At 40.4% G+C, this 26,220-nt stretch carries 24 protein-coding genes and 4 tRNA genes; 13 read left to right on the forward strand and 15 right to left on the reverse strand.

The window, feature by feature from the left end:
• Positions 1–5: 5 nt before the first annotated feature.
• From CWB78_RS16655 to CWB78_RS16700, 10 genes are all read right to left on the reverse strand, one after another.
• Positions 6–1,865, reverse strand: coding sequence for a sensor domain-containing diguanylate cyclase (locus CWB78_RS16655; RefSeq protein ID WP_138596593.1), 1,860 nt, complete (start codon positions 1,863–1,865; stop codon positions 6–8).
• Complete coding sequence (locus tag CWB78_RS16660; protein ID WP_138596595.1) at positions 1,865–2,650, reverse strand: TatD family hydrolase; 786 nt, start codon at positions 2,648–2,650, stop codon at positions 1,865–1,867. The genes CWB78_RS16655 and CWB78_RS16660 overlap by 1 nt, the downstream gene beginning before the upstream one ends.
• Entirely contained in the window at positions 2,650–3,159 is a 510-nt protein-coding gene (locus tag CWB78_RS16665; protein ID WP_138596597.1) for a hypothetical protein, read from the reverse strand. The genes CWB78_RS16660 and CWB78_RS16665 overlap by 1 nt, the downstream gene beginning before the upstream one ends.
• Before the next feature lies 1 nt (position 3,160).
• A complete protein-coding gene (gene tatC / locus CWB78_RS16670; protein WP_008108549.1) occupies positions 3,161–3,901 on the reverse strand; it encodes a twin-arginine translocase subunit TatC in 741 nt (246 codons plus the stop codon).
• 47 nt (positions 3,902–3,948) lie between these two features.
• Positions 3,949–4,281, reverse strand: a complete 333-nt coding sequence (gene tatB, locus CWB78_RS16675) for a Sec-independent protein translocase protein TatB (RefSeq protein WP_008108547.1) — start codon at positions 4,279–4,281, stop codon at positions 3,949–3,951.
• A 5-nt stretch (positions 4,282–4,286) separates the two neighbouring features.
• Positions 4,287–4,547 carry a Sec-independent protein translocase subunit TatA gene (gene tatA, locus CWB78_RS16680; protein WP_008108546.1) on the reverse strand — a complete coding sequence of 87 codons (261 nt, stop codon included), beginning with the start codon at positions 4,545–4,547 and terminating at the stop codon, positions 4,287–4,289.
• A 79-nt stretch (positions 4,548–4,626) separates the two neighbouring features.
• On the reverse strand, positions 4,627–6,228 hold the full coding sequence (gene ubiB / locus CWB78_RS16685) for a ubiquinone biosynthesis regulatory protein kinase UbiB (RefSeq protein ID WP_010392267.1): 1,602 nt from the start codon (positions 6,226–6,228) through the stop codon (positions 4,627–4,629).
• 17 nt (positions 6,229–6,245) lie between these two features.
• Entirely contained in the window at positions 6,246–6,905 is a 660-nt protein-coding gene (locus tag CWB78_RS16690) for a ubiquinone biosynthesis accessory factor UbiJ (protein ID WP_054202682.1), read from the reverse strand.
• A gap of 12 nt (positions 6,906–6,917) precedes the next feature.
• A complete protein-coding gene (gene ubiE / locus CWB78_RS16695; protein ID WP_008108541.1) occupies positions 6,918–7,673 on the reverse strand; it encodes a bifunctional demethylmenaquinone methyltransferase/2-methoxy-6-polyprenyl-1,4-benzoquinol methylase UbiE in 756 nt (251 codons plus the stop codon).
• A 108-nt stretch (positions 7,674–7,781) separates the two neighbouring features.
• Positions 7,782–8,741 carry a diguanylate cyclase domain-containing protein gene (locus CWB78_RS16700; protein ID WP_138570607.1) on the reverse strand — a complete coding sequence of 320 codons (960 nt, stop codon included), beginning with the start codon at positions 8,739–8,741 and terminating at the stop codon, positions 7,782–7,784.
• A gap of 342 nt (positions 8,742–9,083) precedes the next feature.
• Between CWB78_RS16700 and CWB78_RS16705 the strand changes: the two genes are divergently transcribed.
• Both CWB78_RS16705 and CWB78_RS16710 read left to right on the forward strand, forming a co-directional pair.
• Positions 9,084–10,862 carry a DUF885 domain-containing protein gene (locus CWB78_RS16705; RefSeq protein WP_138596599.1) on the forward strand — a complete coding sequence of 593 codons (1,779 nt, stop codon included), beginning with the start codon at positions 9,084–9,086 and terminating at the stop codon, positions 10,860–10,862.
• A gap of 77 nt (positions 10,863–10,939) precedes the next feature.
• Positions 10,940–12,421: an FMN-binding glutamate synthase family protein gene (locus tag CWB78_RS16710; protein ID WP_075170763.1), complete on the forward strand. Its 1,482-nt coding sequence runs from the start codon at positions 10,940–10,942 to the stop codon at positions 12,419–12,421.
• 15 nt (positions 12,422–12,436) lie between these two features.
• Here the strand turns inward: CWB78_RS16710 and CWB78_RS16715 are convergent, their stop codons facing one another.
• Entirely contained in the window at positions 12,437–13,072 is a 636-nt protein-coding gene (locus CWB78_RS16715) for a methylthioribulose 1-phosphate dehydratase (RefSeq protein ID WP_138596601.1), read from the reverse strand.
• A gap of 101 nt (positions 13,073–13,173) precedes the next feature.
• On the opposite strand from CWB78_RS16715, the gene CWB78_RS16720 reads away from it, so the two are divergent.
• Genes CWB78_RS16720 through CWB78_RS16730 form a run of 3 tightly spaced genes read left to right on the forward strand, consistent with a single transcriptional unit; the run spans position 13,174 to position 16,560 of the window.
• Positions 13,174–14,316 (forward strand): methionine aminotransferase, encoded by a 1,143-nt coding sequence (locus tag CWB78_RS16720; protein ID WP_138596603.1) that lies wholly within the window; start codon positions 13,174–13,176, stop codon positions 14,314–14,316.
• Entirely contained in the window at positions 14,304–15,077 is a 774-nt protein-coding gene (locus CWB78_RS16725) for an amidohydrolase (protein ID WP_138596605.1), read from the forward strand. The genes CWB78_RS16720 and CWB78_RS16725 overlap by 13 nt, the downstream gene beginning before the upstream one ends.
• A gap of 58 nt (positions 15,078–15,135) precedes the next feature.
• Positions 15,136–16,560: a mannose-1-phosphate guanylyltransferase/mannose-6-phosphate isomerase gene (locus tag CWB78_RS16730; protein ID WP_138596607.1), complete on the forward strand. Its 1,425-nt coding sequence runs from the start codon at positions 15,136–15,138 to the stop codon at positions 16,558–16,560.
• A gap of 66 nt (positions 16,561–16,626) precedes the next feature.
• Here CWB78_RS16730 and CWB78_RS16735 read toward each other — a convergent pair whose 3' ends face one another.
• The 3 genes from CWB78_RS16735 to CWB78_RS16745 form a co-directional block, all read right to left on the reverse strand.
• Positions 16,627–18,783, reverse strand: a complete 2,157-nt coding sequence (locus CWB78_RS16735; protein ID WP_138596609.1) for a response regulator — start codon at positions 18,781–18,783, stop codon at positions 16,627–16,629.
• An 80-nt stretch (positions 18,784–18,863) separates the two neighbouring features.
• Positions 18,864–19,520 (reverse strand): helix-turn-helix transcriptional regulator, encoded by a 657-nt coding sequence (locus CWB78_RS16740; protein ID WP_008108518.1) that lies wholly within the window; start codon positions 19,518–19,520, stop codon positions 18,864–18,866.
• Positions 19,521–19,731: 211 nt separating this feature from the next.
• Positions 19,732–20,103: a histidine triad nucleotide-binding protein gene (locus tag CWB78_RS16745; RefSeq protein WP_010392287.1), complete on the reverse strand. Its 372-nt coding sequence runs from the start codon at positions 20,101–20,103 to the stop codon at positions 19,732–19,734.
• 92 nt (positions 20,104–20,195) lie between these two features.
• On the opposite strand from CWB78_RS16745, the gene CWB78_RS16750 reads away from it, so the two are divergent.
• Positions 20,196–20,798 carry a DUF2057 domain-containing protein gene (locus tag CWB78_RS16750; RefSeq protein ID WP_010392289.1) on the forward strand — a complete coding sequence of 201 codons (603 nt, stop codon included), beginning with the start codon at positions 20,196–20,198 and terminating at the stop codon, positions 20,796–20,798.
• A 50-nt stretch (positions 20,799–20,848) separates the two neighbouring features.
• On the opposite strand, the gene CWB78_RS16755 is transcribed toward CWB78_RS16750, so the two are convergent.
• Positions 20,849–22,690, reverse strand: coding sequence for a M1 family metallopeptidase (locus tag CWB78_RS16755; RefSeq protein ID WP_138596611.1), 1,842 nt, complete (start codon positions 22,688–22,690; stop codon positions 20,849–20,851).
• A gap of 144 nt (positions 22,691–22,834) precedes the next feature.
• On the opposite strand from CWB78_RS16755, the gene murB reads away from it, so the two are divergent.
• The 7 genes from murB to CWB78_RS16790 all read left to right on the forward strand — a co-directional run bounded on the left by murB (position 22,835) and on the right by CWB78_RS16790 (position 26,064).
• Complete coding sequence (murB, locus tag CWB78_RS16760) at positions 22,835–23,845, forward strand: UDP-N-acetylmuramate dehydrogenase (RefSeq protein WP_138596613.1); 1,011 nt, start codon at positions 22,835–22,837, stop codon at positions 23,843–23,845.
• Positions 23,842–24,834: a bifunctional biotin--[acetyl-CoA-carboxylase] ligase/biotin operon repressor BirA gene (birA, locus tag CWB78_RS16765; protein WP_138596615.1), complete on the forward strand. Its 993-nt coding sequence runs from the start codon at positions 23,842–23,844 to the stop codon at positions 24,832–24,834. Before murB ends, birA begins: the two co-directional genes overlap by 4 nt.
• A complete protein-coding gene (locus tag CWB78_RS16770; protein ID WP_138596617.1) occupies positions 24,831–25,529 on the forward strand; it encodes a type III pantothenate kinase in 699 nt (232 codons plus the stop codon). Before birA ends, CWB78_RS16770 begins: the two co-directional genes overlap by 4 nt.
• 126 nt (positions 25,530–25,655) lie before the next feature.
• A tRNA-Thr gene (locus tag CWB78_RS16775) sits at positions 25,656–25,731 on the forward strand.
• A gap of 41 nt (positions 25,732–25,772) precedes the next feature.
• Positions 25,773–25,857, forward strand: a tRNA-Tyr gene (locus CWB78_RS16780).
• Positions 25,858–25,903: 46 nt separating this feature from the next.
• Positions 25,904–25,978: transfer RNA gene (locus CWB78_RS16785), tRNA-Gly, on the forward strand.
• Positions 25,979–25,988: 10 nt separating this feature from the next.
• Positions 25,989–26,064, forward strand: a tRNA-Thr gene (locus tag CWB78_RS16790).
• Positions 26,065–26,220: the final 156 nt, after the last annotated feature.

Below are 26,220 nucleotides of genomic sequence, written 5' to 3' on the forward strand. Positions count from 1 at the left end.
CGCTCCTACTGTGGGATTGAAAAATTAACCACTTGATTGCGGCCATGTTGTTTTGCTAAATAGAGTGCCTTATCGGCATAATCAGTAAATAGTTCAGGTTTATGAATATCATCGGCAATTTGAGTATAAACACCGGCACTAATGGTAAAGTCGATAATAGTCCCCGCTACATTCACACTATTATTTGCTATTGCTAAGCGTGTCTGCTCTGCAATGACCAGTGCACCTTGGTTATTAGTATTAGGTAGCAAAATGACAAATTCTTCACCACCATAACGTGCTACTTCATCTAGTGGGCGCTTAAGCTGTTGTTTAATGGTATCAGACACAGCCCTTATAACTTGATCGCCGGTTAGGTGGCCATAGTTATCGTTAATTGACTTAAATTTGTCAATATCTAACATAATAATGCTCAGTGGCGTTTGTTCGCGGCGCGAACGACGAATTTCCATAATTAGTTTTTTATCGAAAAAGCGCCTATTTTTAATGCCTGTTAAGGCATCTTCCATATTGAGTTGTTCAAGTTCGCGGTTTTTATCTTCTAATTCCCTCAGTGTTACTTGTAACTCAAAGGTGCGTTCATCTACTTGGCTTTCAAGCTCTTGGCGGGTGCGCTCTTGTAATTCAATCCGCTCATTTAATAGCGCATCTTGTGCAGCGTTTTGTGCAATTAATGCTTGCTGCGCTGTTACTTGCTCATCGCGTTGTAATATAAATAACTTTATGACGGTATAACTTAAACAAAATGAGCAACCTAAGGACGCTGCAAAGGTTATCATTAAGCTAGCTCGAGTCACTGTATAAAGGCCGGTTAATGCAATGGCAAAATGAATCACAATAATGAAAAACAATATAAGGGCAATTAATAAGCTTTTATTAGGGCTTGTCGGTTGCTGGCGCAAATAAAGTAATGTAGTTATCACGTGGTAAATAAGAATTATAGGTATAGTTGAGATGGCAAATAAAGTTACACTGGGAGTAGGTAATAACCATATAAAACCGATAATTAACGCATACAGTGTCGTAATAGCAGTTTGACCCTTGAGTAGCTTAGAGGCGTTAGGTTTGCACACATGCCGCTGTAAGGGCAGAAGCAGTATTGTGATCAGCATAAGCAATAGAGGCAGCATTAACTGTTGTAGGCCAGCTATGCTTGAGGGAGCATAACGAAATCCAAACCCGCCTAAGTAAGCTAAAAACAGGCTAAGCATCAATGTAATCACACCTGCATAAGCAAAATAATGTTTACGTGAAAAAGCAAATAAAACTATGCAACTGATAGCCAGTGAAAAAATAAATCCAATCAGCAATCCATAAAGCAAGTTAACCATGCTTTTATGGGCTAATAATGCATCCTGTTGCCATAAGGTGAGAGGGACGCGAAGCCCAATTCCCGCATTATTATTAACTTTGAGGTAAACGGTGGTTTCGCTGTTAGCGGGAAGAGTTAATTTAACCAGCAAAGACTCACTTCTAATCGCTCTATCAGATAAAGGCAGAGCATCACCAATATGTTCCGATTTTAGTTGCTCCTCACCTATAAAGTGGTACAGGTATATATTGTTTAGAAGTGGGTTATCGAACGATAGGATTGGCTCTATTGGCTCATTAAGGTAATTATTTAGTTGAAATTGAATCCACACAGGCCGAGACTCAAGGCCTAAATTAAGTGGCTTATTATTAAGTAGCAGCCATTCTTGTAAATTGCTTTGTCGTGCATCTTCTAATGAGGCAGGAACAAACGAATAATGAATACCTTCTATTTTTTTTGAATTAAATTCGCTATTTATCTCGATTGCATTTGCAGGAAAACAGGATGCATAAAACACCATAGTGAATACCAGCAAAGCGCAAAAGGTTCGCATTATTTTTTCTCTATTCCAAACAAATGATTGAAGTTTTCACTCGTATGCTTTGCAACATCACATGCAGGAATACCATAAAGCTGAGCAAGCGTGTCACAAACATAATGCAGCAATGCTGGCTCATTACGTCTTGATTTTGGCTTAGGTTTAACAGTGCGAGGGATTAAAAAGGGTGCATCGGTTTCAATTAATAAACGCTCAATGGGAATGCTTGGGATCAGTTGTTGTAATTCTTTGCCGCGTCGTTCGTCACATACCCAGCCGGTGATACCAATATAAAGGCCCAAATTTAAGTAACCTGCGAGTGCTTGTGCATCACCAGTAAAACAATGCAGTACACCGCGTACAGTAAACTCATTTAAAATAGCAAGCATGTCGTCACTGGCGTCACGTTCATGCAAATAAACGGGCAGGTTTAGCTTTTCAGCTAATGCGAGTTGACGACGAAACACATCACGCTGCACATCTCTTGGAGAAAAGTCGCGATTATAATCTAGCCCGCACTCACCTATGGCAATAACCTGCTCATGTTGAGCTAGCTGAGTGAGTTGTTGCTCAAGTTCATAGGTTGCTGTTTTTGCATCATGAGGGTGAATACCTGCGCTAGCATATTGACCATAGCGTGCAGCAAGTGCTAATGATTCTTCACTGGAGCTGATATCGCAGCCAATAATTAGCATATGCTTAACGCCGACCTCTTTTGCCCGAGCGAGCACTTCTTGATGCTGACCATCAAATTGATGATTAGTTAAATTTACGCCAGCATCAATTAAGGTGTATTGCATTACTGGGTGCGTTTTACACGAATTGAACGGTTTTGATCTGCTTTTTTAAGTAAAAAAGAGTTGAATACCCCACGGCTAATAATAACGGTATCGCCTTCATCTAATCTCAAGCTATCTGAACCAATTTGACGCCACTGCTGATTATTCTCTAAAGTAATAATTAGCTCACCATAAGGTGCTTTTTTAACAGATGAAATCATTGATGTAATAGACTTTTCCCCATTTTCAGTAATTTCTTTGTGTTCTAAACCAAATTCTTTTTCTTTGATAGCCACGGGTGCTGTTACGGTAGGCGTGTCAGCTTTTACATTAGCTTGAGCAGGTTGCTCTGGCTGTTTACGGGCTGATTGAGAGAGTGATTTTCCGGCAATGGTGTTGTCATAGCATAGTAAGCGATTAAAGTCATTTTCAATAAAACTACAGGCTTGCAACGCTTGTTCATTGATAGGAGTTGCGGCTAAAACCGGTACGCTAACTAAAGCGAGTAAAGAAAGTAAGTGCTTATTCATATTATTCCTCAGATTCTTGTTGTGGTTTTGCGGTATAAAATTTCGCTAAAATTAAGCCAAGCTCAAATAACAGCAGCATAGGCAGTGCTAATAGAGTTTGTGATAAAACGTCTGGTGGCGTTAAAAACATCGCCACTACAAATACGCCGACCACTATATAAGGGCGCTTTTCTTTTAGGCTTTGTGTGGTTGTTGCACCGCTCCAACAGAGCAACATAATCGCCACTGGAATTTCAAATGCAATGCCAAAAGCAAAAAATAGCTTAAGAACAAAGCCTAAATAGCTACTTATATCGGGCGCAAGCGTCATCATTTGCGGACCTGCACTGGTGAAAAACCCTAAAATAATTGGCAGTACTACAAAGTAGCAAAAAGCAATGCCACCATAAAATAAGAAAATACTGGAAGCTAATATGGGCATCAGCATTTTCTTTTCGTGCTGATATAAACCTGGGGCTATAAATCCCCAAATTTGATGTAAAATCCAAGGGATGGCCGCAAATAAAGCAACAAACAAGGTTAGTTTAAAGGGAGCAAAAAATGGCGCAGTGACATCCGTTGCTATCATAGTGGCAGTACTAGGTAAATGAGCGACTAGAGGAGCAGCTACAAACGTATAAATATCGTTTGCAAAGTAAACCAAACCAATAAATATCACTAAAATACTCAATAGCGATTTTATCAACCGGTCACGCAACTCGATTAAATGAGCGACAAATCCTGATTTTACTTCTTCAGTCATTGTTTTCTATACCTGCATTAAGCGCATGAAAAAAGAGAGTGCCATAATTATTTAGAGTCATCTGTTGCTTGGTTATTAGTGGCTTGGCTTTGATTTTTTTTATAGCTGTGAGTAACTGATTGCGCTGCTTGTTGCAGCTCAGAAACAGAGTGTTGTAGGTCAGGGCTTAAATCTTTAAGACCTTGTTGCTCTGCTTTTTTTAGGTTTTCATGTAGCTCGTTTACACGAAGCTCTTCACTCACTTCAGCTTTTACTGAGTTAGCCATTGCTTTGGCTGTTTTAACCCAGCGGCTTACGGTTCTAATAGCAACAGGTAAGCGTTCCGGCCCTAGTACTACCAAGCCGACAATAAATACCACAACAAGCTCCCACATTCCCATGCTAGTTAAACCTTGTCGTTATCTTTAGTTTTGCTAGTTGTACTTGAATCGATTGGTGTTGATTCTGATGATTTTTGGATCTGTTCAGTTTTATCTTCGCTAGCTTGTTTTTCAGCATTTTGGTCATCAGACATAGCTTTTTTAAAGCCTTTAACTGCGCCACCTAAATCACCACCCATACCGCGTAGTTTTTTTGTACCGAATAAAAGTACAATGATTGCAAGTACAATTAATAATTGCCAAATACTAATACCACCAAAACCCATGGTTTTCTCCTGCTTTTAAGCCATAAAATAATAAGGTTAAGTGCTGATTATACGCCCAAAGTGGCAAATAGCACTTAGTTTATGAGCGGCGCCAAGCCGCTATAAAGCCAATAACAGCACAGCTTAAGACAACGCCAGCAGCGATTAAGTTGTGTTGTAAATAAAATAAAGCTGAGACAATCATCGCAGCACTACTAAACAGTCCTAAAACCAATGGTTTATGTGAAACCTTAATTTCAGGTGCGTGAGAGTGTGGTGCTCGCTTTAAATTTTGATAAATTAAATCGGGTAGTTCAGGCATTTTTTCTGCCCAAAACGGTAAGTTTGCATACATTTGCTTTAGCACAGACAGCGGGCCCACTTGTTGTTTAACCCAGTCTTCTAAAAATGGTTTTGCTGTTTTCCACAAGTCCAGTTGTGGGTATAGCTGACGACCTAAGCCCTCAACATACAACAAGGTTTTTTGTAATAATACGAGTTGCGGTTGAACCTGCATATTAAAACGACGTGCGGTATTAAATAAGTTAACCAATACATGACCAAATGATATTTCAGCTAGTGGTTTATTAAAAATAGGCTCGCACACGGTGCGAATAGCAAATTCAAACTCTTCAATGCTGGTATCAGGTGGTACCCAGCCTGAATCAACATGTAGCTGTGCTACTTGGCGGTAGTCGCGGTTAAAAAAGGCAATGAAATTTTCAGCTAAATAGCGTTTATCTTCTTTGTTAAGAGTTCCAACAATACCGCAATCTATACCAATATATTTAGGATTATGCGGGTTTTCGCGTGACACAAAAATATTACCTGGGTGCATGTCAGCATGAAAAAAACTGTCGCGGAATACTTGAGTAAAAAACACTTCTACTCCGCGTTCTGCTAATAACTTCATGTTGGTGTTTTGTGCCATCAACGCTTCAGTGTCCGAAACCGGAATACCGTAAATACGCTCCATAACCAGTACATTACTGCGGCTATAATCACTATATACTGTTGGAATGTATAACGATTCTGAACCTTCAAAGTTACGCTTTAATTGAATGCCATTAGCGCCCTCACGCATTAAGTCGAGCTCATCGAGCAATGTTTTTTTATACTCTTTAACCACTTCCACTGGGCGTAATCGCTTGGCTTCGTTAATTAACTTACCGACAACCTTAGCCAATTTTTCCATTAGTGCTAAGTCAGCGTTGATTTGTTGCTCAATATTAGGGCGAATAACTTTAATAACAACATCTTGCGATTCGCCTTGAGGATCAACAAGGGTAGCAGTATGCACTTGAGCAATTGAGGCCGATGCCAAAGGTATTTGTGAAAATTCGCTAAATAGCTGGCTAATATCATCTATTTCTAATGCTTTTTCGATGATTCTCTGGGCTAGTTCACCCTCGAACGGTTCTACCTGATCTTGTAAAAAGGCTAATTCTAAGGCGATATCATGAGGCAGTAAATCGCGCCGAGTTGAAAGCATTTGGCCAAACTTTATCCACACAGGGCCAAGCTGTTGTAGTGCTAAACGAAGTCTTAAGCCAGGAGGTTTATCTTTGTGTTGGTTGCGCAACCAAAACAAACTGCCACGAGCAAGTTTAGCAAACCAAGGTACTTTATGTTTGGGTACAAGCTCATCAAGTCCGAAGCTAAGCAGGGTTTTAGTTATGTAATACAGTCGGGCAGTTGACACAAAAAATCCTTAGCGCGTTAAAGGGCTTTAATTAGGGCGTTAATACGTTGCTCAATGGCGGCAACATGGCCTTTTAGTGCTCTATTTTGTTGTTTAAATTGCTCAAGCTCTAATGGGTGAATGGTGATTGCCAGTTCGTCTTGGCACACACTAATAAAAGTATTATCGAGCTGAGACTTTGCTTTTTTACCTTGCTGCTTAAGCGACTGCAAGTGCAAATAAAGTTGTTGTGCAGGCGCGTCGCCAATATGCTTTGCTAGTTGCTCTGGCCAATCAATCTCTACACTTGAAAAGGCTGAACTATAGTGTTGAGCTATATTTAAATCGCCTTGTAAATCAAGCTTATCTTGGCGAATAAGTTGAGTCAGCATGGCTGGGTTTTTCAGTGCTAACAACGTATCTATATTGGCGCTGATCATACAATCAGCGTCAGCATGTTCGAATGCAGTGTAAAGATGTAGCTGCTGATTGGCATAAGTAATGGCTATTTTTTGCTGCCAGTCTCTAACCTCAACTAATAAGCGCTGATGCTCTACCGTTTTTAGTTTATCGAGTAAGCTCGGATCGAGTTTAAGCGCTTGATTTAATACTTGCTCAATAAGCGAAAGTACAAAGCTCGGTAGCATAAAAAAACTGCCTGCAGCCGGTTGTTCTTTACTGTGTTCTTCAAGCGCCATAAATTACTAACCTTAGTATTTAAATCCACGATGCAGGGCAACAATGCCACCAGTTAGATTTTGATAAGTCGCTTGCTCAAACCCTGCTTCGACCATCATCGCTTTAAGGGTTTCTTGATCTGGATGCATACGAATTGACTCTGCTAAGTATTGGTATGATTCACTGTCGTTAGCAACTAGTTTACCCATAGTAGGTAAAATGTTGAAAGAGTAAAAGTCATACGCCTTGCTGAGAAGCTCTTGCTCTGGTTTTGAAAACTCAAGAATGAGTAAACGACCACCTGGCTTTAAAATGCGGTACATAGAGCGCAATGCTTTATTTTGGTCGGTGACATTACGTAAGCCAAAAGCAATCGTAATTAAATCAAAACTATTATCAGGGAAAGGTAAGGCTTCGGCATTCATTTGTACGTAATCAATGTTGCCTACAAGGCCTAAGTTATGCAGCTTTTCGCGGCCTACTTTTAACATTGAAGAGTTTATATCACCTAAAACAACCTGACCGGTTTCGCCAACAAGCTGGCTAAACTTTGCAGTTAAATCGCCAGTACCGCCGGCTAAATCTAATACATGATGACCTTTACGAATACCTGAGCTGGCAATTGTTTGACGTTTCCATAAACGATGAATACCAAAAGACATGAGATCATTCATAACATCGTACTTTGTCGCAACAGAATGAAATACATCAGCAACCATAGAAGCTTTTTCGGTTTCGGCAACAGTTTTATAGCCAAAATGCGTGGTCTTTTCAGGGTTCTCGTTCATGATTAATCTCTATCGTGGTAATAAAGACTAGTGTACTTGATTGTGCACCAAGGGTGCAATTTGAATATGATTTATCAGTTAATTTTATTGTTTGAACAGTGTACTGGGTTATTGAGATGCGCGTGATTTAAACGCCGCGTTTGAGGCACTTTTAACTAGTTGGTTAAAGTCGCCTTGTTGTTGTTCCGTAATCCCTAATGAGAGAGAAATGGGAGGGAGTTTTAGATCGCTTTTTGAACTTATAAAGCGTAGTTTTTCAACTCCAGTTATTACTTTTTCTGCAATCAGCTTAGCAGTTTCTGGCTCAATGTTAGCAAGTAGAACAATAAATTGGTCTTTTGCAGAGCGCCCGGCTAAGCCACTTTGTGAAACATACTTTTGAACTTGCTTAGCTACTTTATTTAAAATCACTTCTCCAATGGCATCACCAAAGTTATTAATAAAATGCTCTAAATTATCAATTTGAATGGCAATTGCTGAAATTGACTTGTCTTGTTTTAGCCATAATTGTGTTTGCTTAGTTAAATAATGGCGTTTGTATAAGCCTGTTTGTGGGTCAATCACATGTTGTTTGCGCAAGGTATTAAGTTGTTTTTTAGTGGCTTCGTGTAGTTTTTTTGCCTGGCTAAGTTCTTGTTTAAATTGTGCTTGTTGTGAGAGAAGTAACTGTGTTTGCTCATTTAACCTTTCTAAAGCGAGGCGGCTGTTAGCAATATTATTTTCATCTAAAGAATGCAAGCAGTCATTAACATGGCCTGCAAAATCGTTAAGTTTTTTTTCTGTTTGCTGTGCATTTCGCGATAGTGAATTGATCACGCCATTGACGTTTTCAATCATTGCTACTTCGGTTTTATGACCCTGATTTAAATATTCAAAATAGAGTTGCTCAATAAATAGCTCATCAATATTTTGATTTGCATCTATGGCATCATCAATAGCATTGTTAAGCGCAAAATGGATTTTACTAATGTATGTATACACAACTTGAAAATTTAAGGGGGTAGGAGGCAAAACATGATGCTCTAAAAACATACATACTTTTGTCATTTTTTCTTGTGCTATAGCCATGGAGTCATGGAACATCATTTGCAATTACCAACCAAATACGCATAAATGCTGATTTATAAAACTCGTCCAATGAGGCAATTTGCTTCCAAGCGCAGATACAATAATCATTATATCTGTGATTTAAAAGTAAAATGAGTCGTAGTTGATTAAAATGACGCTATAAATTCAATAACCGTTGCTTTTTTGAGCAATTACTCTAATTTTATTTATAGTTAAGTATTAACTTAAGTTAATAAAATGACTGCTGGCGTATATTTTTCGCAGTTGGTCGTATATCTATTTGCTATTTATTCAGCCTAAGATAGGTTTATCACATCTGTAACGTCATTAAGCTCAATAACTATGAATTTATCTCTTTCGAAAAAAATGCGCCTTTCCTTATTAAGTGTCACCTTAGTGTGCTCATTAAGCGCGTGTCAGCTCACCACAATTAACGCCGATCAGCAATTTACGCAAACGGCCGAAAGTATCGTCCAGTACCGCCAAAAGGTAAGTCCGTACAGTAATCCTAAGGGGGTTGATGGCTATTTACTACCTAACTTATCGGCTGACTTTTTAGCCCAGCAGTATCAAAAAAACACGCAGTTATTGGCTGATTTAGATGCAATAGATATGAGCAAGCTGAGTGACGAAAACCAAATTAACTACAGTATTATTCGAGCGCAAGTGCAAAATACTATTGATGAATATGTATTTAACGCGCACTACATGCCTTTAACGTCAGAATATGGCTTTCATTCAAGCTTATCGTTTATTGTTAATAGCTCGGATTATAAAACCGCTCAAGATTATCAAAACTACTTAAAGCGATTACAACAAGTGCCGCGCTTTTTTGAGCAAAACATAGGCTGGATGCGTAAAGGATTAGAAGTTGGTTTAACTCAACCCAAAGCGGTATTAATTGGCTACCAAGACTCTATTACTGCCTACATTGTTGACGATGTAACACAGTCTGAATTTTACAAGCCGTTTTTAAACAATACCGCGGGTTTAAGTGATAGTGAATTTATAGCGTTACAACAACAGGCTAAAGCCACTATCAGTGGCCAAGTTATTAAAGCCTATAAAGATTACTTAACTTTTTTTAATACTGAATACTTACCTGGCGCGCGCAGTGATATTGGTATTTCGTCAACTCCTAATGGCGAAGCCTTTTATGCAAATCGTGCTAAGTATTACACCACGACACAAATGACCCCAAAAGAAATCCATGAGCTGGGTTTAGCTGAGGTGGCGCGTATTCGCAGTGAAATGGAAGCGGTCATCAAAGAGGTGGGTTTTAAGGGCACGTTTGCAGAATTTATCCACTTTTTACGTACTGATCCGCAGTTTTACGCCACAACGCCTGAACAATTATTAAAAGAGGCCGCGTACATTGCCAAAAAAATGGATGCACAGTTACCTAAATTATTTCATACCTTACCACGCAAACCCTATGGCGTAGCGCCGGTGCCTGCCAATATTGCACCTAAGTACACTACTGGGCGCTATTCAGGTTCGAGCCGTGATGATCAAGCCGGTTTTTATTGGGTGAACACGTACGCTTTAGATAAACGACCACTCTATGCTTTAGAAGCGTTAACGCTGCACGAAGCCGTACCTGGCCATCATTTACAAATATCACTCAATGCAGAGCTTGAAAGCTTACCTAGCTATCGCCGAGATGCCTATTTATCAGCATTTGGTGAAGGCTGGGGGTTATATTCAGAGTACTTAGGGGTTGAGGCTGGTTTTTATCAAGACCCATATAGCAACTTTGGTCGTTTAACCTACGAAATGTGGCGTGCTGCACGTTTAGTGGTTGATACGGGGATGCATATGTATGGCTGGAGTCGAGAGCGTGCAATGAACTTTATGGCTGATAATACGGCGCTTTCATTGCATAATGTAAAAACGGAAACCGACCGTTATATTTCGTGGCCAGCACAAGCGCTGTCTTACAAAATTGGTGAGTTAACAATTAAACGTCTGCGCGCAGAGGCTGAGCAAGCATTAGGTCAACAATTTGATATTCGTGAGTTTCATCATCAAATATTACGCCATGGCTCAGTGCCTTTGTCGGTGCTTGAGCAACAAATACGTTTGTATATACAAGTGGAATTAGCAAAAACAGATAGCTAAAAGCGCATTATTTTGAAACTATAAAAGTGTGGTGTTATTTGATGGCATCACGCTTTTTTAGCATTTAAGGATAAGTAATGAGTCAGTTTATAATGTTCAGTATCGATGTGTTTGCCAGCCTATTTATTGTTGCATTGGGATTGCTGGTTGTATTAATTGCTATTTTTTATATTCGAGATGTTACGCAAACAAAGCATGCTATTAGGCGTAATTATCCCGTGATTGGACGTTTTCGTTATTTCTTTGAGCGCCAAGGTGAGTTTTTCAGACAGTATTTTTTTGCCCTCGATCGTGAAGAAATGCCCTTTAATCGTGCCGAGCGTAGTTGGGTCTACCGCGCGGCTAAAGATGTTGATCACACGGCCGCTTTTGGTTCAACTCAAAGTTTAGAGGCCACAGGCACAGTCATGTTTATGAACTGTGCGTTTCCTACCTTAGATGAAGAAGCCTTAGCGCCGAGCAACGTAACTCTTGGCCCTTACTGTAAATTTCCTTACACCACAAATTCGCTATTTAATATATCGGGCATGAGCTTTGGTGCGCTATCAAGCCCTGCTGTGCGTGCACTATCCAAGGGGGCAAAATTAGCAGGATGTTGGATGAACACAGGAGAAGGCGGCCTTAGCCCATATCACTTAGAAGGAGGTGCCGATATTGTATTTCAAATTGGCACCGCAAAATACGGTGTACGCGACGAGCAGGGAAATTTAAGTACAGAAAAGCTAAAAGCCGTTGCTGCACATCCAGCGGTTAAAATGTTTGAACTGAAAATGAGCCAAGGTGCTAAGCCAGGCAAAGGCGGCATGTTACCTGGACGAAAAGTGAATGCTGAAATTGCCAAAATAAGAGGCATACCCGAAGGGCAGGATTCTATTAGCCCAAATGGGCACCCAGAAATAAAAAATCCAAACGATATTCTAGACATGCTTACCACCATCAGAACTACAACGGGTAAACCGACAGGTTTTAAAGCGGTTATTGGTGAACATACTTGGTTAGAAAGTTTATTTGCCGAGATTAATCATCGTGGCATTGAGTCCGCACCCGACTTTATTACTATTGATAGTGCGGATGGCGGTACCGGCGCAGCACCACAATCTTTATTAGATTCTGTGGGGTTACCGCTTAAAGAAAGCCTTCCTTTAGTTATACAGCTATTAAAGAAACATGGTCTTAGAGAGCGAGTTAAAATTATTGTTTCGGGTAAATTAATTGTGCCTTCCAAAGTCGCATGGGCATTAGCACTAGGAGCCGACTTTGTGGTTTCTGCGCGAGGGCATATGTTTGCACTAGGCTGCATTCAGGCTATGCAATGTAATAAAGATACTTGCCCAACAGGAATTACTACGCATAATGAACGTTTACAACGTGGTTTGAATGTTGAAGATAAAGCGCAGCGGGTTGCAAATTATAATAAATACATCCATTACGGTGCGGGGCTTATTGCACATTCTTGTGGCGTTACCAGTGCTCGCGAATTAAAACGCAAACATGTACGTATAGTACAAGAAAGCGGTCTTTCTGAGCCGCTAGATAAAATGTACGAGCATTACCATTAAATACTTGCTTGTTAATTATTGATGATGAAGTGTATTGCTCGCTTGAATGCCGGTGATTTTTAATCGTTCTAATTCGCAGCTAAACAAAAACTCTAGTGCTTCTAGGTGGCGACGCACTTCAGCAATATTTTTGCCAACGGCATATAAGCCATGACCGCGAATTAATACACCAAATTTAATCGGTGAGTGCAAATGGTGATCGCTGACTAATAAGCTTAAACGGTCAATATCTTGGTCGTTATCAAAAATCGGAATGCTTAAGGTTTCTAAATGTGAGGTAAAACCACTGAGCACTTTTTGCATTTCGTAACCGCTTAAATCAAGCTGATGAGCTTGCGTTACTTGTGAAAGCACCGTTGCTGCAACAGATTGAGTATGCAATACACATTGCGCCTCAGGAATTAACTGATACAAACTTAAATGTAATTTCGCTTCGCTTGATAAAGCCTGAGGAGGATTTAAGTTTTGGTGGCCTAACTGTAAAAAATGCTCATGGGTAAGTTGAGCCTTATCGCAGCCATTAGTCGTTATAACAAAGCCATTTTGGGTGCGGGCTGATAAATTTCCACCCGAGGCAGGAACCCAACCTTGTTGGCTGATCCATTTTGCGGCTTCTATAAGGTTTGAAATAGCGGTATGGTTGTCTTGCATATTTTCCTCACAAATAACAATTAAAGTACAGTTTAGACGGCTAAACTTCCGTTTTTAATCATAGCATTGCTCTGTACACAAAACCATCATCAGGAGACTTCGTGTTTGACAGTAAACTCCCCAATTTAGGTATTAGTATATTTAGCCAAATGAGTGGCTTGGCTAATAAGTTTTCGGCAATTAATCTTTCGCAAGGTTTTCCTGAGTTTGATACCCCTGAGTATTTAAAAGCGCAGTTAAGCGAGTATGTAGCGCAAGGGGTTAATCAATACTCGCCTTCCAGCGGTGTACCTAAACTGCAGCAGCAAATTGCAGCATTAGTTCAGCGAAAATACAAAGCGCAAATTGATGGAACAAGCCAAGTAACTATAACTTCAGGAGCAACTGAAGCATTATTTGTAGCGATTCAAACTATTGTGCGCGAGGGTGATGACGTTATTGTATTTGATCCTGCTTACGACTCATATCAACCAGCCATTGAACTAGCTGGCGGCAAGTCAGTGCATGTTGCGCTAGCCGCTCCCGATTACGCTATAAATTGGCAAACAGTAAATCAAGCTATCACAGCAAATACTCGCGCAATTATTATTAATACTCCGCACAACCCCAGTGGCAAAGTGTTAAAACAGCAAGATATCAACGAACTAAAAAAACTAGTGAGTGCTCACAATTTATATGTAATAAGCGATGAGGTTTATGAGCATATAACGTTTGATCAACAGCCACACCTAAGTGCACTACGTGACGAGGAGCTACTGGCAAAAAGCTTTGTTATTTCAAGCTTTGGTAAAACCTTTCATAGCACCGGTTGGAAAATGGGCTACTGTATTGCGCCTACTGATTTATGCGAAGAATTTCGAAAGATTCATCAGTATGTTACTTTTTCAAGCTTTACGCCTGCACAACATGCATTAGCAGATATGTTAGAGCAACATGCTGAACACATTGACCAGTTAAGTGAGTTTTATCAACAAAAGCGTGATGTACTCAGTAATGCTCTACAAGACAGCCGCTTTAGCATTTTACCAAGTGAAGGCACCTACTTTTTACTGCTTGATTACAGTGATGTATCGGATTTAAATGACGTAGAATTTTGTCAGTGGCTGGTAGAGCAAGCAGGCGTGGCAGCCATTCCACTAAGTGTATTTTACCAGCAGCCAAATAACGATAAAGTTATTCGCTTATGTTTTGCTAAAAACGATCAAACCTTAATAGAGGCGGCGCGCATCTTATGTCAACTTTAACTTTTACATTATTGCAAAGCTCGCTGCATTGGCTCGATAAAAAAGCCAATTTAGCTATGTTTGAAAAACAGCTTGCTAATATCACCAATCAACCTGATTTAATTGTATTGCCCGAAACCTTTGCCACTGGATTTGCGGTTAACCTTGATTGTGGCGAACCTGAAAATGGCTCAGTACTGAATTGGCTTAAAACACAAGCTAAAAAACATAATGCAGTGATTGCTGGCTCAGTATTGGTAACCCAAGGAGACAAAAAGGCCAACCGGTTTTATTGGGTACAACCAAGTGGTGAGGTACGTTATTACGATAAGCGCCACTTATTTTGTTTGGGTAACGAGGGCGAATTTGTAGTAGCAGGACAAACCCGTGAAGTGTTTGAAATAAAAGGGTTTAAAATTTTACCGCAAGTTTGCTACGATTTACGTTTTCCGGTGTTTCAGCGCAATAACAATGACTACGACGTAATGATAAATATTGCCAACTGGCCAGCTGCAAGGCGTAATGTGTGGGACACTTTATTAATAGCGCGAGCAATGGAAAACCTGTGCTACGTGGTTGGCGTAAATCGGGTTGGCGAAGATGGCAATGGTATTGACCACAGCGGTGGAACCGCAGTGTATGACTTTAAAGGTGAGCCACTGATTAAAGCGCATGATTACCAGCAAGCATTATTAACAATCACGTTAAATAAAGCGCCGCTTGATGAGTTTAGAGCTAAATTCCCGGCACATTTAGATGCCGATGCTTTTGCATTGGTATAAATTAGCGCCCAGCCGATAAAGTGCTAAAATAACCGCTGATATTTTTATTGGCGGCTTTATGAATACAACCCTTATTACACCGGTAATTTTAGCTGGCGGCATTGGTACACGGCTTTGGCCGCTATCGCGCCAAGCAATGCCAAAGCAGTTTTTATCTTTGCTTGATGATAATAACCAGCAGTCATTATTACAAAGCACATTATTACGGGTTGCAACTGAGAACTTTAATCCCGCTATTTTGGTCTGTAATGAGCAGCATCGATTTATTGCCGCGGAGCAGGCAGCATTTGCAAAACCCTATGCCATAGTACTTGAGCCAGAAGGTAAGAATACCGCACCAGCTATTGCCCTTGCCGCGCACTATGCTTTAAAAAATAATATTACGGGCCCTTTGTTGGTGGTGCCTGCCGATCATCATATTGCAGACTTTACCGCATTAACGGCTCAGTTATCTGATGCGATTAAACTTGCTGAGCAAGGTAAATTAGTTACATTTTCAATCACACCAACAGAGCCACACACAGGTTATGGATATATAAAACAGGGCGCAGCAATCAAAGGTACCTGTTGTTTCGAAGTTGACCAGTTTAAAGAAAAGCCTGATTTAGCAACGGCATTAACTTATTTAGCTGAGGGCGGTTATAGTTGGAACAGTGGTATGTTCTTATTTACTCCCGCTGCTTATCTGCAAGAGCTTGAGCGCTTTGCCCCAAAAATTGCTAAAAGTGTTGCCAGTGCTACTGATTTTAAACAAGACTTAGCGTTTACCAGAGCAAATGCCCATGCACTTGAAGCTTGCCCAAGTGACTCAATTGACTACGCTATTTTAGAGCGCAGCAATAATGTAGTGGTAATGCCAGTGGCGTTAAAGTGGAGCGATGTCGGCAGTTTTTCTGCACTGGCTGCGCTGAGTAAAAAAGATTCACAAGGTAATAGCTCACACCAAGAACATATTGCACAAAACAGTATTAATAATCTAGTTATTAGCGAAGATGGACACACAATTGCTACTTTAGGTGTGAGCGATTTAGCGATTGTACATACTCATGATGCTACCTTGGTTGCAAAGCAAGATTCGCTTGAAGGCTTGCCTTTAATACTTAAGCAATTGGCAATTACGCAAAATGACAAACTGGCGCATCATCAGGTGGTTTACCGCCCTTGGGGGAATTATCGTACGCTAGTAGAAAGTATCGGCTTTAAGGTTAAAAAAATTACCGTAAAAAGCGGGGCTAGGCTCTCAACTCAGCGTCATCAGCACCGTGCCGAGCATTGGGTGGTAGTATCAGGCACTGCAGATATATGTATTGATCAACAAAGCTTAACACTGACCCATGACCAATCTTGTTATATTGGTGCAAAGCAACTGCACAGCTTAGCGAATAATCAGCCCGAGCCGTTAATTGTTATTGAAGTGCAAACGGGTGCCACATTGGATGAAAGTGACATAGAGCGATTTGACGATATATACGGTAGAAAATAACAGTATAAATAGTGAATATGGTTGATCATTTGTTACGGTCGTAAAACTTGGTAGCCCGTAACCGTATTACCCTAGCCCTTGGCGCACATACTTTAAATACGCCTCTAAACTGTGTTGCCACAGTGTGCTGGCTTCATTTAACGAGTTATTTAATGGTTTTTTATCTAGCAGGCGTCGCTCAATTTTTTTAAGAGCCAGTCCATAGCTATTAAAGCCAAGTTGCATTGCGGTGCTGGCTTGACGATGTAAGAGCTTTATACACTGCTCGGGGTCTTGCTCTAATAAAGCTTGGCAACGGCTCAGTTTGTTACGCGCAGAGAGGATAAACTCATTATAAATAGAAGATACTTCATCAATACTAAAAGAGCTTGTTAAGGTCTCTGTGGCAGTTTCATCGTATAACGTATCAATCAGCTCGACGGCAATGTTGGCTGTTTGTGTTGACTGTGAATCACTTAATGCTTGGCGTAGTTTTTCTTGCTTTAATGGCTTGCCAACAATGTCTTTAATACCCAGTGCTAAGTATTCTTTTATTTCATCAGGGCTCAAACTGGCGGTAAAGGCCAGCACCGGAGTTCGCTGATTTTTATGCTCCACTCGTTTGAGTGTTTTTAGCACTTGCTGCCCTGTTAAATCGGGTAAGTTCATATCAAGTAACACCACATCAAAGTGGTATTTTTTCATCAACTCAATCGCACTTTTGCCATCTTTAGCGAGCTTAATTTTATGCTCGTCGTCAGCCATAAATTCAACAGCTATTTTTTGGTTTAAATCTAAATCTTCAACAAGTAACACATCAAGTCCGGTTAAATAATCCTTACTTTGATGGCGCTGCTCTACAAGGCTAAGTTCACCTATGGCTAGCGTCATGTTAAAGCTAAATACGCTACCCACTCCCAGCTCACTGGTAATTTCTAGCTGGCTATTAATTTTATCGAGTAAACGACTGGTTATAGCTAGCCCAAGCCCTGTTCCGCCTTTTTCCTTACCGGCACTGCTTTGGATGTAGGGCTCAGTTAAATAATCAATTTCATCTTTTTCAATACCCGGGCCTGAATCGAGTACGCTTACTTTAAGGGTATGATCGAGCTGAGTTTCATTAATTAAATCAATCTGTACTTTTACTGTGCCGGTGTCGGTAAATTTAATCGCATTACCAACAAGATTAATAATGATTTGTCTGAGCTTTTGTTGGTCGCAGTAATAACAGGCTTTATCAGGGATGTTACAGGCAAGCTCAAATTTAAGCTGTTTTTGTTCGGCCAGAGGACTTAACAGCAGGCATAAGTTTTGTAGCCAAGTTTTGAACTCTATGTCTTCTTCGTACAAGGCTTCGTCATGCTGATCTAAGCTTGCGTATTCCAGCACTTTATCTACTAGTAAGTTGAGTGACTCTGCTGAGTTGATAATGGCTTCGCAATAAGCTTTATTGCGGCTGTCGCTAGTTTGGTTTAACACCAGTTGTGCGCTGCCTAAAATGCCGTTTAATGGGGTGCGTATTTCATGGCTTATAGTTGATAAAAAGAGCCCGCGAATCTCTAAGTCTTTATGTGCTTTTTCGGTAAGTTTATTAAGCCTTAATTCTCTGCGTTCATTACACAATAGAGCCATACCGGCTGCATAAAACATAGGGGCAATCACACTGTTCAAAAATAATAGTGAGTCAAACCATGGGTTTAATATTGCATCTTGTTGTGCAACGCGATCCATAAAAATAGTTCGAGTGATAAAACTGGCTGCAACCAAGGTTAAAATAATAATGTAAACAATACTGGCATTAGGATAAGGTTTTCGCGCATATTTAAAAAAAACAAATAGTAAAAAAGAGGCTTCTACAATATGTTGAAAGTCAGAAATATAAACCCGTGAGCGCATAGATGGCTGAAAAAAAGTGAAGTAAACAAGCAATAAAGCGCTGGCAGCGGTAAATAGGCAAACAAATTTAAAACCACGACCACGATAATTTAAAAACTGACTCAGCGATAAGCAATGCACAATGGACGCTAAAAACATCATGCTATTAGCAAAGGTAATGGCAAGCTTTTCAGGGATTTTACCTATGAGCGCAAAGCCCACAATGGCGGCTAATAGTAGTAAAGGGTAGGAGATATAAAGTAACGTGCCGGGAACATGCTTATTGGTACGCCAAGTTAAAAAATTTAGTAACGTCATCACTGTCATAACAGCGATACTGGCAAAATAAAGCGTAAATGAGTCGAGCATTAAGACCCCAACAGCGATTTTTAAAGAAGATATAAAAACAGGCACCTAAAGTGCCTGTATTGAATTTATTAAAATAAGCCTTAACGAATCTCGTCAGGAATATTTTGTTGTGCCCAAGAGAGTAGTTCAATACGGTTACGACATTTAGTTTTTCTAAATGCACTGTATAAATGAGTCTTAACCGTGTGCGGGCTAATGCTTAACTCTTCAGCAATTTCTTTATTTTTAGAACCATTACTCATTAACGAGATAATTGCTTTTTCACGTTTAGTGAGTTTGATTGGCTCAATATCACCATCGGTTAGCTTGTGTAGTGCGTCTTTATTAAATTGCAGCATGCGGTTAAGCGCATTACACATAATATCACGACGATACCAAAGCTGATCTTCAAGTAGTAAACGAATCCCTTTCATGAGTACATCAGCATTATCGGTGGTGTAAAATACACCGCGAATACCACTGAGTAATGCACGATTAGCAAGCTCTGGGTTTTCATCTAAATTAAACAACACAATATCGCATTTGATACGCAAATTAACGAGTTGTTCTTTTAGCTTAGTCCACGCGTCTTTACTTGATGTTTCAATGAACAATAAGCGAGTACCTACCGGAACATCTAAAATATTTGTACCCGTAGTTACGTCAAGGCCCTGTGTTTTTAACAAAGGCTCTAAAACGTTAATACCAATAGTGTTAATTGGTTCTTCGTCTAACAACAAAAAGGCTGAACTGCTCATGTTTTTTTACTCTTTTATAAAGCTGGCTAATTAATCTTACCACGATCCCTGCACACCTTTTGTATTAGGGAATAACAATTTCACTGGAGAAAAGGTGCGATTTCCAATTATTTAAACATAAAATGTTGCAAATAAGTAATTGTTTTTTTGGTATATAAGAAAAACGCCGTATTTTTAATGTATTTTTTAAGATACAGGATTTAATGGGTGATTATAGCGCAACTTTTTTAGTGTTTTGATACGGAGGCCAGCCCATTTCTTTTCCCGCCAGCATATGCAAATGAATATGGTAAACGGTTTGTCCACCGTGTTCATTGCAGTTCATCACCACGCGGTAGCCGTCATCGCTAAAATTAAGTTGTTTGGCAAGCTTAGCCGCTACCACATATAGATGACCAACAAGATGTGAGTTTTCCTCAGTGACATCATTAATCGTGGCAATGGCTTGTTTAGGAATAATCAACGCATGAAAGGGTGCTTGAGGGTTAATATCTTTAAATGCAAGTGCTAGGTCGTCTTCGTAAATAATGTCAGCAGGAATTTCACGATTAATAATTTTAGTAAAAATAGTCTCTTGACTCATAATGATGACTCTAATTTGTTCGATTAATATGTATGTCACTAATGACAAATTTTGCCAGCAGTGTCAAACTGAAATCAACTAAAGGAGTAATTATGCGTAAATCAATATTATTAGGCAGTGTAGCGGCGCTCTTGGTGAGTGCATCTAGTTTGGCAGAAAACATTCACTTTCCCGAGGAGTTTGTTCCTTTACAAGTGGGTGAACGAGTCATTGAAAGTTCGATTTTTAGTCGTGTTGATGATGTTGAATTAGCACCGGGTACTTATCAGTTAAAGCTTAAATACACAGATTTATATGATTTAGGTTATGACGATCACGAAGTGATTGAGTCAGAGCCTTTTTGGGTCAATGTAACTGTTGAAGCAGGTAAAGATTACACCTTAGTATTTAATCGTGCTGAAAATGCGGTGGCAGCGAAAGTATTTGCTGAGGCACCGCAAGTAAGCTTAAAAGCAAAAGGCAGTACCTTAGCTGAGCCATTAAATGTGATAGCTGAACGACAACTACAAAGTTCACAGTTTAATCAGCAGGCCTCAGAAACCCCTGCCGGTCCACAAAAACCAAGCCGCCCAATTAAACCGATTGCGCCAATTAATGGTAAGGGCATGCCAAGCGCTGCCAATATGCTCGACTTTTGGTGGCAACAAGCAACGCTCGCTGAAAGGCAGGCTTTTTTAGATAAAGTAACAAAATAATTAAGCATTAAAAAAGGGCCAAGTTGGCCCTTTTTAATTTATTGATAACGCTATTTAAATAATGCGTCAATGGTACCTTGTGCCAGTGGGTGATAACCCGGACGTGCTTTTAAGTATACGCTTTGTGCCCAATCTTTTTTACCATTGGTAATAAGCGCTTTATAAAGCGGCACGATAAGCTTACGACGACCAATACCCGATAAATGCTTATCAAGCGCAGGGTAAATCGGTTGGTAACCATTACCTACTGCTAGCATGTACCATGCAAACGCACGTTCTGCGTTGGTTGATTGGGTTAAGTTAAACTCGCCGTCTAATTCAGTCATTTTTTCAATGCTTAGATCGCGCGGTAAGTTGTTTAAAAAGTGTAGCCACTCATGCACAGTCCAATTTGCAGTGGGTAATTGTGCGGCAGTTGTATCCCCTTTTAACCAGCTCGCTGTTGCAGTATCGACTTTATCGAACGCGTCAGAGGTTGGGTTAGGTGCATCACTTGGTAAACCTGGCTGAAAAATCCACTCGTTTACTTTATCCATGGTCACTACGCCTGGATACTTTTCAATTAAGTTAGCTTTGATGTAAGTAACAAATTGCGCAGTGGTTAGCGATTTAAATGCAAACTCATTAAAGTAGGTCTTAACAAAATCATCAAACTTATCACGGCCGTATTTTTCTTCTAGGTAAATTAAAAATAGCTGACCTTTTGTGTAAGGCACTGAGCTAAACGCATCATCCGGATCGCGGCCATTTAGTTTTAAATTAAGGCGTGTATCTGGGGCATCAATGGTTTTAAGTTGCGCACGCAGGCCAGCTGCATCAAGTGCTTGTTCCATAACAGCACGGTCACGCCCAAATACCTCTTCCATAATGCGGTTTTCAACGTAAGAGGTAAAACCTTCGTTTAACCATAAATCTTCCCATGTAGCGTTCGTCACTAAGTTGCCAGACCAAGAATGTGCCAGTTCATGCGCAATCAGATTAACTAAGCTTTTATCGCCAGCAACAACCGTAGGCGTAATAAATGATAAGCGTGGGTTTTCCATACCACCAAACGGAAAGCTAGGTGGTAGCATAAGTAAATCATAACGACCCCATGCATAGTCGCCGTACATGGCATTGGTTTTGTCGATCATCGCTTGGGTGTCATTAAATTCAGCAACCGAGGCGTCTAAAATAGTTGGCTCTGCAAAAATACCAGTTTGCTTAGACATGGCCTTAAATTCTAAGTTACCTGCACCAATTGCAATTAAGTAAGGTGAAATTGCTTGTGGCATAGTGAAGTGGTAATCACCATCTTTATAAAGAGCATCTTTATTATCAGCACTCATTACTGCACGAATATCCTCAGGGGTATGAATGCGCGCATTATAAGTTACACGCATTGCTGGGGTATCTTGCACTGGGATCCAACTACGTGCATGTATCGCTTGCGATTGACTATACATAAACGGGTGCGTTTTACTGGCTGTTTGCTCTGGCGTTAACCACTGTAAGCCCGACGCTTCTGGGCGGCTGTTATAGTAAATACGGACTTTTTCAGCTTGGCTTTTAAATGTAATGGTTAGTTTTGAGCCTTTAACATCGTCGCGATTAGCAAGGTTAAAACTAGCTTTATGCCAATTGCCATTTGCCGTTTGATACATCACTTTATCAATATCAAGATCACGGGTATCAAGTACTAGCTTTTTACTGTTGGCATTTTGCCACTGTAGCGTATGCTCAACAAAACCTTCCAATTGCTTATCAGCAAAGTCGATGTCTAAATCAAGGTTTAAATGCGTGGTGATAACATCATCAAGGTTGGCGTAGGAATTTTGATCAATAGCGCTGGCCATTGCTTGCGAGCACATACCTGCCATAGCGAGGCTTAAAAAAAGAGGTTTGATTTTCATAATTACCTTGAGTACAAATAAAAAAAGTGCAGGTTTTATATCATGATTGCTGCAGTGGGTTGAACAATTTTTACAAGCTGATGCGCAATTTGCGACGATGAGTTAAACTAGAGCGATTAATTACTGCTACCTTTAGAGGGCTTTGTGCCGCACTCATTACAACCCCTACATACATTTGCATTAAGTAGCCAATGCCAAAATTTTGTCGAGATTACCGACTCAGCGCAGCTTAAAAGTCAGTGCTTTAAAGTCCCTTTTTGTTTGTTGGGTGAGGGCAGTAATACTATTTTTTTAAATGACTATGCAGGCACGGTCATTAAAATGGCAACCCAAGGCATTACTATAACTGAGCGCTCGCATGACTTTTTAGTTAGTGTAGCTGCCGGTGAAAATTGGCATCAATTAGTGACTTACTTGCTGGAGCAAGGTATTGCGGGGTTTGAAAACTTAGCTCTCATCCCTGGTACAGTCGGCGCTGCACCAGTACAAAATATTGGTGCCTATGGCGTAGAAATAGCTCAGTTTATTGAAGCTGTTGACTATTTTGATATTGATAGCGGTAGCTTTAAATCTTTAACTAATCAGCAATGTCACTTTGCTTATCGTGAATCGGTATTTAAACACGCGCTAAAAAATAAAGCAGTGATCACCCAAGTGCACTTTAAGTTGTCCAAAATATGGCAGCCAGTACTCAGTTATGGGCCGCTACAACAACTAAAAAACCCGACGCCACAGCAAGTGTGCGCACAAGTGATACAAACGCGTAACAGCAAACTCCCAAATCCCTATAAGCTGGCTAATGCAGGCAGTTTTTTTAAGAACCCTATTATCACCAATAGTGAATTAGCGCAGTTAATTACGACATATCCTGAGGTACCTCATTACCCGCATGGTGCCGGTTACCATAAAGTGGCTGCAGGGTGGTTAATAGAGCAAGCGGGATTAAAGGGATATAAAATTGCAGGTATAGAAGTGCATCAACAGCAAGCGCTGGTACTAGTTAATCATGGTAATAGTACAGGGGATGATTTAATTAATATGATTGCTCACATTCAGGATATTGTTTTAACACGTTACAACATAAGTTTAGAACACGAAGTGCGGTTAATTGATCAACACAATGAATGCCATATCTCTTTGGAGCAATCAGTATGAAGGCACCTGATGGAAACAAGCTGGCTATTTTAAATGCACTGAATGAAGGTGGGTTTGTCTCTGGGCAAGCACTAGGTGATGAATTAGGAATAAGTCGCGCGGCGGTAAGTAAGCATATTCAAAGCTTACAGGCTATGGGCTTAGATGTATTTAAAGTTACGGGTAAAGGCTATTGCTTAAATAACCAAGTAGGTTTACTTAATCAGCAAAGTATACAGCAGCACTATACTGAGTTAGGCGCTAATATCGCGAATATTGAAGTGCAACCACTGATTGATTCAACCAACAGCGAGTTAATGCGCCGTATTCAAGCTAAAGCAGCGCTCGAATCGGGCACCGTGATTGTAGCCGAAATGCAGCAAGCAGGGCGGGGGCGTCGAGGCCGAGTATGGCAATCACCCTTTGGTGCAAACTTATACTACAGTTATTTTTGGCGCTTAGACGATGGCTTACAAGCCGCGATGGGCGTATCAATTGCTGTTGGTTTAGCGGTGTATGATGCGATAAAAGCACTTTATGGTATTGAAGTAGAGCTTAAATGGCCAAACGACATTTATATAAACAAACAAAAACTCGCAGGTGTCTTAGTGGAATTAGACGGGCAGCCACAAGGGCCATGTCAGTTGGTAATAGGGATTGGTATTAATTTAAATATGCCACAAAGTGCCAGTCAGTACATTGACCAAGCGTGGACCGATTTAAGTCAGCACACCCAGCAGCTAGAAAAAAATCAACTAGTAGCTTCATTAACTTATTGTTTAGAGCAACGCTTAGCGCAATATCGTGAGAATGGCTTACAAACTATGTATCAACAATGGAATGCATTAAATGCATTTGCTGGTCAGCAGGTAGAGCTTAATACCGGGCATCGAAGTTGGTGTGGTATTTGTGAAGGTATAGATGCGCACGGTGGTGTACGTATTCGCCAAGACGGTGAAGTGAAAAGTTATTATGGCGGTGAGATTTCATTAAGAAAGGCGCAAGCATGAGATTACTCATTGATGTAGGTAATACCTCGCTCAAAGCTGTATTGTGGCAAAGTGGGCAAATACAGCCATGCGATACTAATAATATTCCATGGCTGCAAATTACGGTTGTTGTTTACGCTTGTGTGGGTCGTAGTGAATTACTCAAGCAGCTATTAGAAAAAGCCCAAGCACAAAATATCGATTGCTTTGAGGCTACGGTTAGTCATGAGCTCGGTACGTTGCATTGCGCGTATCAACAAGTGGGTAATTTGGGTATAGATAGATGGTTGGCGCTCATTAGTGGTTATACGCTTTACCCTAATACGGCCGCAATTGTTGTTGATGCTGGCACGGCAACGACTATAGACGTCCTTAATAATGATGGGCAGCACTTAGGTGGTTGGATATTACCAGGGCTTGATTTAATGACTGCCTCACTCACTCAAAATACTCAGCGCGTATTTGATGATGAAAACACGCCATTTGCTAATGAACTTGGCAAAAATACCCCTAACGGATTAAAAAACGGCGCTTTAGTGGCAACTATTGGCGCAATTGAACAAGCAAAGCTGCATTTAAATACAAAAAATAGCCTTTTAATTTTTGCTGGTGGTTATGGTCAGCTATTACAAGGTCATTTTTCAGACAGTATTTTCGACCCAATGCTAGTGATGAAAGGCTTAAATTACTGGTATGAGTTAGCTAAAAAGAGTTAAAAACAACAAAAAAACTGCTTTTTGCGCGAATAGTGAGCGTTTGAAGCATAAAATCACATTTTTTTTAATTTTTTGGTTGCATCCCAATAAACCTTACTCTAGAATCTCGCCCCGTACTAAAGCAGTGCCGACTTAGCTCAGCTGGTAGAGCAACTGACTTGTAATCAGTAGGTCAACCGTTCGACTCGGTTAGTCGGCACCACTTTCCTTTTACCGGAAGTGCTTAGTATAAAGAATTATCGTGGAGGGGTTCCCGAGCGGCCAAAGGGATCAGACTGTAAATCTGACGGCTCAGCCTTCGCTGGTTCGAATCCAGCTCCCTCCACCACTTTATTCTAGACGGTTAGAGGTAGTTTAAGAACAGGTTCCTTAAAGCGGGCATCGTATAATGGCTATTACCTCAGCCTTCCAAGCTGATGATGCGGGTTCGATTCCCGCTGCCCGCTCCAATTTGATGATGCTGATATAGCTCAGTTGGTAGAGCGCACCCTTGGTAAGGGTGAGGTCGGCAGTTCAAATCTGCCTATCAGCACCAGTCAATTGAATCTCCTTAAACACTTCCTTTATCTGTCAGAAAAAACTATTTGAAATTTGAAAAAATTAACTTAATCTACCTATGGTGGATTATTTTCATATGTAATCTAGATACACAAAACTGATAGGTTCCGTCATGGCAAAAGAAAAGTTTGAA

Source organism: Pseudoalteromonas sp. S1612, from assembly GCF_005887175.1.
Classification (GTDB): Bacteria; Pseudomonadota; Gammaproteobacteria; order Enterobacterales; family Alteromonadaceae; genus Pseudoalteromonas; species Pseudoalteromonas undina.